The 8,474-nt window shown below is 36.3% G+C and carries 9 protein-coding genes; 7 read left to right on the top strand and 2 right to left on the bottom strand.

The window, feature by feature from the left end:
* Positions 1–250: 250 nt before the first annotated feature.
* From miaB to groL, 7 genes are all read left to right on the top strand, one after another.
* Positions 251–1,672, top strand: a complete 1,422-nt coding sequence (gene miaB, locus ACIQ0D_RS09700) for a tRNA (N6-isopentenyl adenosine(37)-C2)-methylthiotransferase MiaB (protein ID WP_395805095.1) — start codon at positions 251–253, stop codon at positions 1,670–1,672.
* A 54-nt stretch (positions 1,673–1,726) separates the two neighbouring features.
* On the top strand, positions 1,727–2,962 hold the full coding sequence (locus tag ACIQ0D_RS09695; protein ID WP_395805093.1) for a sigma 54-interacting transcriptional regulator: 1,236 nt from the start codon (positions 1,727–1,729) through the stop codon (positions 2,960–2,962).
* Positions 2,963–3,493 carry an LptE family protein gene (locus ACIQ0D_RS09690; RefSeq protein WP_395805091.1) on the top strand — a complete coding sequence of 177 codons (531 nt, stop codon included), beginning with the start codon at positions 2,963–2,965 and terminating at the stop codon, positions 3,491–3,493.
* A 33-nt stretch (positions 3,494–3,526) separates the two neighbouring features.
* Positions 3,527–4,555: a hypothetical protein gene (locus ACIQ0D_RS09685; protein WP_395805089.1), complete on the top strand. Its 1,029-nt coding sequence runs from the start codon at positions 3,527–3,529 to the stop codon at positions 4,553–4,555.
* A 5-nt stretch (positions 4,556–4,560) separates the two neighbouring features.
* The gene (gene secG / locus ACIQ0D_RS09680; protein ID WP_395805087.1) at positions 4,561–4,896 is read left to right on the top strand and encodes a preprotein translocase subunit SecG; all 336 of its coding nucleotides are present in this window, start codon (positions 4,561–4,563) and stop codon (positions 4,894–4,896) included.
* A gap of 216 nt (positions 4,897–5,112) precedes the next feature.
* Positions 5,113–5,406 (top strand): co-chaperone GroES, encoded by a 294-nt coding sequence (groES, locus tag ACIQ0D_RS09675; RefSeq protein WP_090705455.1) that lies wholly within the window; start codon positions 5,113–5,115, stop codon positions 5,404–5,406.
* A gap of 110 nt (positions 5,407–5,516) precedes the next feature.
* Complete coding sequence (gene groL / locus ACIQ0D_RS09670) at positions 5,517–7,154, top strand: chaperonin GroEL (RefSeq protein ID WP_395805085.1); 1,638 nt, start codon at positions 5,517–5,519, stop codon at positions 7,152–7,154.
* Positions 7,155–7,260: 106 nt separating this feature from the next.
* Here the strand turns inward: groL and lipB are convergent, their stop codons facing one another.
* Positions 7,261–7,959: a lipoyl(octanoyl) transferase LipB gene (gene lipB, locus ACIQ0D_RS09665; RefSeq protein WP_395805083.1), complete on the bottom strand. Its 699-nt coding sequence runs from the start codon at positions 7,957–7,959 to the stop codon at positions 7,261–7,263.
* Positions 7,949–8,474, bottom strand: a 526-nt coding sequence (locus ACIQ0D_RS09660; protein ID WP_395805081.1) for a 4'-phosphopantetheinyl transferase family protein, incomplete at its 5' end; no start/stop codon positions are given. The genes lipB and ACIQ0D_RS09660, both read right to left, overlap by 11 nt.

Here is an 8,474-nt window from a genome sequence, read left to right as displayed (position 1 = left end):
TAAACAGCCAGTCCCGCAAGCATCGCAAGCGCGCTAACGAATCCGATTAGAATCCATTTCCTAATAAAGGTATAACTGTTCTTTTGAGTCATCATTATTATTTAGCTCAAAATATGCAATTAAAAGCAATTATTTACGGGCTATGATATGTCAGCTTAAAATAAAAATAAAAAATATACGAGAAAATTCGGTCTGCCAAATTGTCATTATGCGGAAAATTTCGTACTTTTGTAAGCTAAATTAAATGCCCATGTTTGACCGCCCACACAACTTAAAAGAATCATCAGATACTCAATTGCATGATGAGTCGCGTCAGGGTGAAGCCTTAATGATTGAAAAGCCTAAGCAGTATAGCGGACGAAAACTATACATTGAAAGTTATGGTTGTGCAATGAATTTCGCAGACAGTGAAATTGTTGCATCGCTAATGCTGGATATGGGTTTTGAAACAACTCCACAATACAAAGAAGCCGACGTTATATTTATTAATACTTGTTCGATACGCGATAATGCTGAGCAGCGTGTAAGAAATAGACTGCGTGAATTTAGTGCTGCTAAAAAGAAAAAACCAGGTATGACCATTGGCGTTTTAGGATGCATGGCCGAGCGCTTGAAATCTAAATTTTTGGAAGAAGAAAAGCTGGTTGACATCGTTATCGGACCAGATTCATACCGTGATTTACCTAATTTACTATCGCAGGCAGATGAGGGAATGCGTGCTGTAAACGTACTCTTATCACGTGAAGAAACCTATGCAGATATAAATCCTGTAAGATTGAACAGCAATGGGATTTCTGCCTTTGTTTCAATCATGCGCGGTTGTGATAATATGTGTTCTTTTTGTGTAGTACCCTTTACAAGAGGCAGAGAGCGAAGTAGAGATCCAGAGTCTATTGTAAGAGAGGCTAATGAATTATTTGAGCAAGGCTATCGCGAAGTAACTTTATTAGGGCAAAATGTTGATTCATACAAATGGGAAGAAGGTGCTGTAAATTTTGCGCAACTTTTAGAGCTAGTTGCACAAATTGATCCGCTTTTACGTGTTCGTTTTTCAACTTCCCATCCAAAAGATATTACCGATGAGGTTTTGCATACCATGAAAAAGTATGAAAATATCTGTAATCATATCCATTTGCCAGTTCAATCGGGGAATTCAAGAGTTCTTGAATTGATGAACCGTACCTATACCCGCGAATGGTACATTGAGCGTATCGATACAATTAAGCGATTAATTCCTGATTGCTCCATTTCAACAGATATTATCATAGGCTTTTGCACTGAAACAGAGGAGGAACACCAAGAAACACTAAGCTTAATGGAATATGCCCAATTTGATTTTGCTTATATGTACACCTATTCGGAGCGCCCGGGGACTTTAGCAGCTAAACGCTTTGAGGATGATATTCCTGAAGAGGTAAAAGTTCGTCGTTTTAACGAGATTTTAAAAATGCAGCAGACATGTTCATTGAACAGACTAGAGCAGCATATTGGTAAAACACATCAAATTCTAATTGATGGATATTCAAAAAAATCGGACAAGGATTTTTCGGGGAAAAGTGAGCACAACATTACGGTAGTTTTTCCTGCCAATGAAAACAACAAACCTGGAGATTATGTTAATGTGGAAATTGTGCGTTGCACACCGGCCACATTGATAGGTCAAATAATTTAAATTTAAACAAAATGTATAGGATTTTGCATCTTATGCAGGTTCAAGCTTAAGAATATGGATGTTCAGGATATAAAAAATCGTTTCGGAATAATTGGAAATTCACCCCTACTTCATCGTGCTATTGATATAGCACGCCAAGTTGCTCCTACTGATATTTCTGTATTAATTACTGGAGAAAGTGGTAGTGGTAAAGAAGTTTTTTCGCATATTATTCATTCATTAAGTGCCCGTAAGCATGGGCCATTTATTGCGGTAAACTGTGGAGCAATACCTGAAGGAACCATCGATTCGGAGCTATTTGGCCACGAAAAAGGTTCATTTACAGGTGCTCATGATGCACGAAAAGGTTATTTTGAGGTTGTAGATGGCGGGACTATCTTTTTAGATGAGGTTGCAGAGCTTCCAATTGGTACACAGGCGCGTTTATTGCGTGTTTTAGAGACAGGAGAGTATATTCGTGTGGGATCTTCAAAAGTTCAAAAAACGAATGTGAGGGTAATTGCTGCAACCAATAAAGATGTATTTGATGCGGTAAGTGCCGGAAAATTTAGAGAAGATTTATATTACCGATTGAACACGGTCCCATTAAAAATACCTGCTTTAAGAGAGCGTAAAGAAGATATAAACTTATTATTTAGAAAATTCATCGCCGATTTTACGGATAAATATAGGAGTCCATCGGTTCAACTCGACCAGAGTGCACAGCAACTTTTAATGAATTATAGCTGGCCAGGAAATGTTCGTCAACTAAAAAATATTGCAGAGCAGATTGCTGTCCTTGAGAAGGATAGAAATTTGACTGCAGAGCATTTACAGACTTACATTCCTACAGAAGCTGGCAGTACTTTGCCGATGCGTATTCAGAATCAAAACAAGGATGATTTTTCGGAGCGTGATATTTTGTATAAGGTACTCTTCGATATGAAGAAAGATATGATGGACCTAAAAAAACTGGTTGCAGAGATCATTCAAAATGGGGGCAATACCTCTACCATTCAGTCGAACCAAAACATCATCAATCAGCTGTATCGCGATATTGAAATTCCAGAAAGCAAGACTATACCACAAGACCCGCATCAATTGGTAATCCATCAGCCGAGCAATGATAAATCATTCGATTTAATGGATGAAGCCGAAGAAGTTGAAGAATCCTTATCTTTATTGGATAAAGAATCTGACTTGATTAAGAAAGCATTAAAAAAGCATAAAGGCAAAAGGAAGATGGCGGCAAATGAGCTCGGAATTTCTGAGCGAACGCTTTATCGTAAAATTAAAGAATTAGAATTATAGATGAAATTGAAAATGCGTAGGTATTTATTACATATTAAATTCTTGCTTCTCCTTTCAGGAATTTTTATCATACAATCCTGTGGAACCTATTCATTTTCAGGAGCTTCAATTCCTGCAGAAATGAAAACAACTTCTGTTCAGTTCTTTGAAAATAACTCAGCTTTGGTAGTTCCGTATTTAAGTCAGCAGTTTACTGAAGCCTTGAAAGATCGTATTCGTAATCAATCGCGATTAAGTATTGTTCGAACAGATGCAGATGCAAATTTTGAAGGAAGGATTACAGACTATACCATTAGGCCGGTAGCTATTCAGGGTAATGATCGTGCCGGACTAAACAGACTAACTGTAACGGTGAGTGTAAAATATACCAATAATTTGAATCCAGAATTGAATTTTGAACAGAGTTTTCAAGCTTTTCAAGAATTTAGTTTAAACCAGGGACCGATTCAAACACAGGAGCAAAAATTATTAGCATTGATAAACCGACAGCTAACAGAAGATATTTTTAACAAGGCTTTTGCCAATTGGTAAAAAATCTTTAGCTTTCAAAAAAAAGAGCATATAGTGGAAGAGGTACAAGGTCAAAATATTGATATTAAATTGTTTGCAGATTATGTAGCAGACCCATCGGCATCGAGCTTTGCCGAAGCTGCTGCAATAAGTTCAACAATTGATAAATACCCTTATTGCCAGTTATTATACCTATTTAATGCCCGCGCAAGTGCAGGAAAAGAGAACAATTATAAAAACAATTATTTATCAAAAGCACCATTAATTAGTCCTGATAGAGGGGTTTTATTCACTGTTCTTAATCATCCTGAAAAGTTAATTGCTGAAAGTCCAAAGGTTTTACCTATTGTAGAAGTTTCGGATGAGGTCAATAATATAAGCATACAATTAGAGGAAAGCACATTTACTGAAATTAATTTCTATGAAGTAGAAGAGCTTATTGTTCCTGAAAATAAGCAGACCGGCAATGAAGTAGTTTTAGAGGCCATTGAAGGTCAAAGTTCTGCTACAAACACTGAAGTTGATGCTTCGATTTCCAATCCCTCAATAGAAAGCCAAGAACCAGAGCAAAAAGTTTCAAAATACGATGATGATAAGATGCCATTTTCTTTTTTATGGTGGCTAAATAAAACTAGAAAAGAGCATTCTGATACGTATCAACCCTATGTTGATTTTAAACTAGATACTTCACAAAGTATCAAAAGATCATCGGTTGATCAGCTTAGTAGTCAGATCATTGAAAATATATTTCATTTACAATCTCCACTAGAAGAGCTTGAAAATGCCCCTAAAACGGTCCCATTTCAGATACGTAGAAAAGAAGATTCCATTTTAGAGAAGTTTATTAAAGAAGAACCTCAAATTAAGGCTCCACATTCTCAAAAGCTAGATACAGAGAACAAGGCGCGTAAAAGTTCTGAAGATCCGAACGATTTAGTTTCAAAGACATTGGCACAGATTTACATAGATCAGATGTTATTTCAAAAAGCGATTGACACTTACAAAAAATTAAGTTTGAAATATCCGGAAAAAAGCGCTTACTTTGCCGACCAAATTATTGAATTAGAAAAGAAAGTAAATTAATAAATATGTTATATACAATTATTATTCTAGCGATCATTGTTTGTTTTCTGCTAGTAGTTATCATTTTGATACAAAACCCTAAGGGCGGCGGTCTTTCATCAGGATTTGCCGGTTCAAACAATGTAATGGGAGTTCAAAGAACGGGCGATTTTCTTGAAAAAGGTACATGGGTTCTTGCTGTAAGTTTAATGGTTTTAGCATTAATGGCCAATGTAGTTGTTCCTCGTGGAGGAGTTGTTAATCAAGAAAAGAATGAAATTCAGAAACAGATTAATCAACCAGCAGTTCCTGTTGCGGCACCATCAAACTTGCCAATTCCAACAGATACTACAAAAAAGTAATTTTTAAAATATACATTAAGCCACCTCTTTTAAGGTGGCTTTTTTTTTGGAGAATTAGCTGACAATCAACTGACAGCTTGACACCGAAAAATGGAATTTAAACTAGTCTAAGTTCCAAAAAATGAAATTTTGACAAGAAATAAGAGCTAAAACCTTTTGGCATAATTAGTGTCTCATGTAACACAGAAAAAATTAATTAAATAAATACATAATACTATGGCATTAAATATCAAACCTAGCGCAGACCGGGTAGTTATAGAAGCTGCTCCTGCTGAAGAAAAAACAGCCTCAGGACTATATATTCCTGATACTGCAAAAGAAAAACCTCAAAAAGGAACTGTTGTAGCAGTTGGTCCGGGTAAATATGCAGAGCAAACCGGAAATTTAATTCCTATGGCATATAAAGTAGGAGATGTGGTATTATATGGCAAATATGCTGGTACAGAAATTACACATGATGGTAAAGAATACTTAATCATGCGTGAATCTGATATTTTCGCAACATTATAGTTTTTGTCTGTTTTCAGATTATAGAAAAATTCAGAATTCAAATAAATTGAAACCCAGGAGTTTAATGCAACCATCTAATTAAATTAACTCCAATATTAAAAAATTAAAAAATGTCAAAACAAGTTAAATACAACGTTGAAGCACGTGATGCTCTGAAAAGAGGCGTGGATATTCTTGCCAATGCGGTAAAAGTAACTCTTGGTCCTAAAGGACGTAACGTAATTATTGATAAGAAATTTGGTTCGCCAGCAATTACTAAAGATGGTGTTACTGTAGCCAAAGAGATTGAATTAAAAGACGCTCTTGAAAACATGGGTGCTCAAATGGTAAAAGAAGTTGCATCAAAAACTGCTGATCAGGCGGGTGATGGTACAACAACTGCTACTGTTTTAGCTCAAGCAATTGTTACTGCAGGTATTAAAAACGTTGCTGCTGGTGCAAATCCAATGGATTTAAAGCGTGGTATCGATAAAGCGGTTACAGCTGTTGTAGCTAATTTAAAGAAACAATCACAATCGGTTGGCGAAGACAATAAAAAAATCAAACAAGTTGCATCTATTTCAGCTAATAATGATGAAGTAATTGGAACCTTGATCGCTGATGCAATGGCGAAAGTAGGAAAAGATGGTGTAATTACTGTTGAAGAAGCAAAAGGTACTGAAACTGAAATGAAGACGGTTGAAGGTATGCAGTTTGACCGTGGTTATTTATCTCCATACTTTGTAACCAATGCAGATAAAATGGAAGTTGAGCTGGAGAATCCATACATTCTTATTTACGATAAGAAAATCTCTTCCATGAAAGAATTGTTACCTGTACTTGAGAAGCAAGTTCAAACTGGCAAGCCATTGCTTATCATTGCAGAAGATCTTGATGGTGAGGCTCTTGCAACATTAGTTGTAAATAAAATCCGTGGTTCACTGAAAGTAGCTGCGGTTAAAGCTCCAGGATTTGGTGATCGTCGTAAAGCAATGCTTGAAGATATCGCTATCCTTACTGGCGGAACAGTTATCTCAGAAGAAAGAGGTTATAAATTAGAAAATGCTGATCTTACTTATTTAGGACAGGCAGAGAAAGTAGTTGTTGATAAAGACAATACAATTGTAATCAACGGTGCTGGAAAGTCTGAGGATATCAAAGCTCGTGTTAACCAAATTAAAGCTCAAATTGAAACTACAACTTCAGATTACGATAAGGAGAAGTTACAAGAGCGTTTAGCTAAGCTTTCAGGAGGTGTTGCGGTACTTTATGTAGGTGCAGCTACTGAAGTTGAAATGAAAGAAAAGAAAGACCGTGTTGACGATGCATTACACGCTACTCGTGCAGCGGTTGAAGAAGGTATCGTTGCTGGTGGTGGTGTTGCTTTCATTCGTTCTATTGAAGCCTTAGCTGATCTTAAAGGAGCAAATGAAGATGAAACTACTGGTATTGCAATTATCAGACGTGCCATCGAAGAGCCATTACGTCAAATCTGCCAAAACGCAGGTATTGAAGGTTCAATCATCGTTCAAAAAGTGAAAGAAGGCAAGGCCGATTTTGGTTACAATGCTCGTACTGATGTGTTTGAAAACATGATTGCTGCAGGTGTTATTGATCCAACCAAAGTAAGTCGTATCGCATTAGAAAATGCAGCTTCTATCGCAGCAATGTTATTAACTACTGAAGTGGTTTTAGCAGATGATCCAGAAGAAGATAAAGGTGCTGGTATGCCTCCAATGGGTGGCGGTGGCATGGGTGGTATGATGTAATCATCACCCGAAATATTCTTAAAAAGCCCTTTCTTTATATACAGAAAGGGCTTTTTTATGCTAATTAAAATAGATGTGGTATAAATACCGGATCTCAAAAAGAAATTTATAAAAGCCTCATTTCGAATAATCTTGAGATATGCTGAGCTAACTTAGATTTTACTTCTTCCATATCAGGCTTAAAACCAAGCTCTCTTTCCATAGAAGTTACATCTTTATCATCAATACCACATGGGATGATATTTTTAAAGTAATTGAGATCTGAATTAACGTTAAATGCAAATCCGTGCATAGTTACCCAGCGACTGCAGCGAACGCCTAAAGCGCATATTTTCCGGGCTTTTTCATTATCTGCATCAAGCCAAACACCGGTAAATCCAGTATATCTCCCACTAGAAATTCCATAATCGGCAAGTGTGAGAATAATAGCCTCCTCTAGCGTACGTAAATATAAATGTATATCGGTAAAAAAATTATCGAGGTCGAGAATTGGATATCCTACTAATTGACCAGGCCCATGATAAGTGATATCACCTCCCCTATTAATTTTATGATAAGTCGCATTCTTTTCAATTAATCCCAGCTCATCAAGCAATAAATTTTCGGGCTTTCCACTTTTTCCAAGTGTGTAAACATGAGGATGTTCCACAAATATAAGATGATTGGGAACCGGTATTTCTGTCCCATTGTTTCGATTTTGAGTTTTCAAATCAACTGTTTCAGCAAAAATAGCTTCTTGCTTGTCCCATGCTAATTGATAATCCATCAATCCCCAATCTTGAAAAATTACCTCTTTATTCTTCATTTATATCATCTGAAACAAAACCAATCATATAGCCATCAAATCGCTCGTAATGGACAGTGAATTCCTTTTTAATAGTCCCAAGCCCAAGTTTTGCTGCAAATGAACCCTCTCCTTCGTAAGCAAATGGTCTTAACTCAATATTCTCAATGAAACTAACATTCTTTTTACCATGGAGTTTATAGATGGCTTCCTTGGCACACCAACATACATATAAATGCTCAATTCGCTGATTTTCATCAATAAATTGCATCTCATCAGCACTCATAAATTTACTAGCAATACGTTCAATTTTATTTTTTATGAGTTCAATATCAATACCCACAGATTTATTTTTACTTACCATCACAGCAGCATAATCGTAGGAGTGACTTAGCGAGATAAAATGAGGAAAATTTGTCAAATAAGGCTTTCCATTATCATCTACCTTACAATCGATATACTCATCAGTATCCATCATTTTACGAAGCAATACACGGGTACTTAACCAATGCATATTCCTTTTCCCGCTAATCAGA

The organism is Daejeonella sp., from assembly GCF_044342615.1.
Taxonomy (GTDB): Bacteria; Bacteroidota; Bacteroidia; order Sphingobacteriales; family Sphingobacteriaceae; genus Daejeonella.
This window is presented reverse-complemented; position numbering and strand designations above follow the sequence as displayed.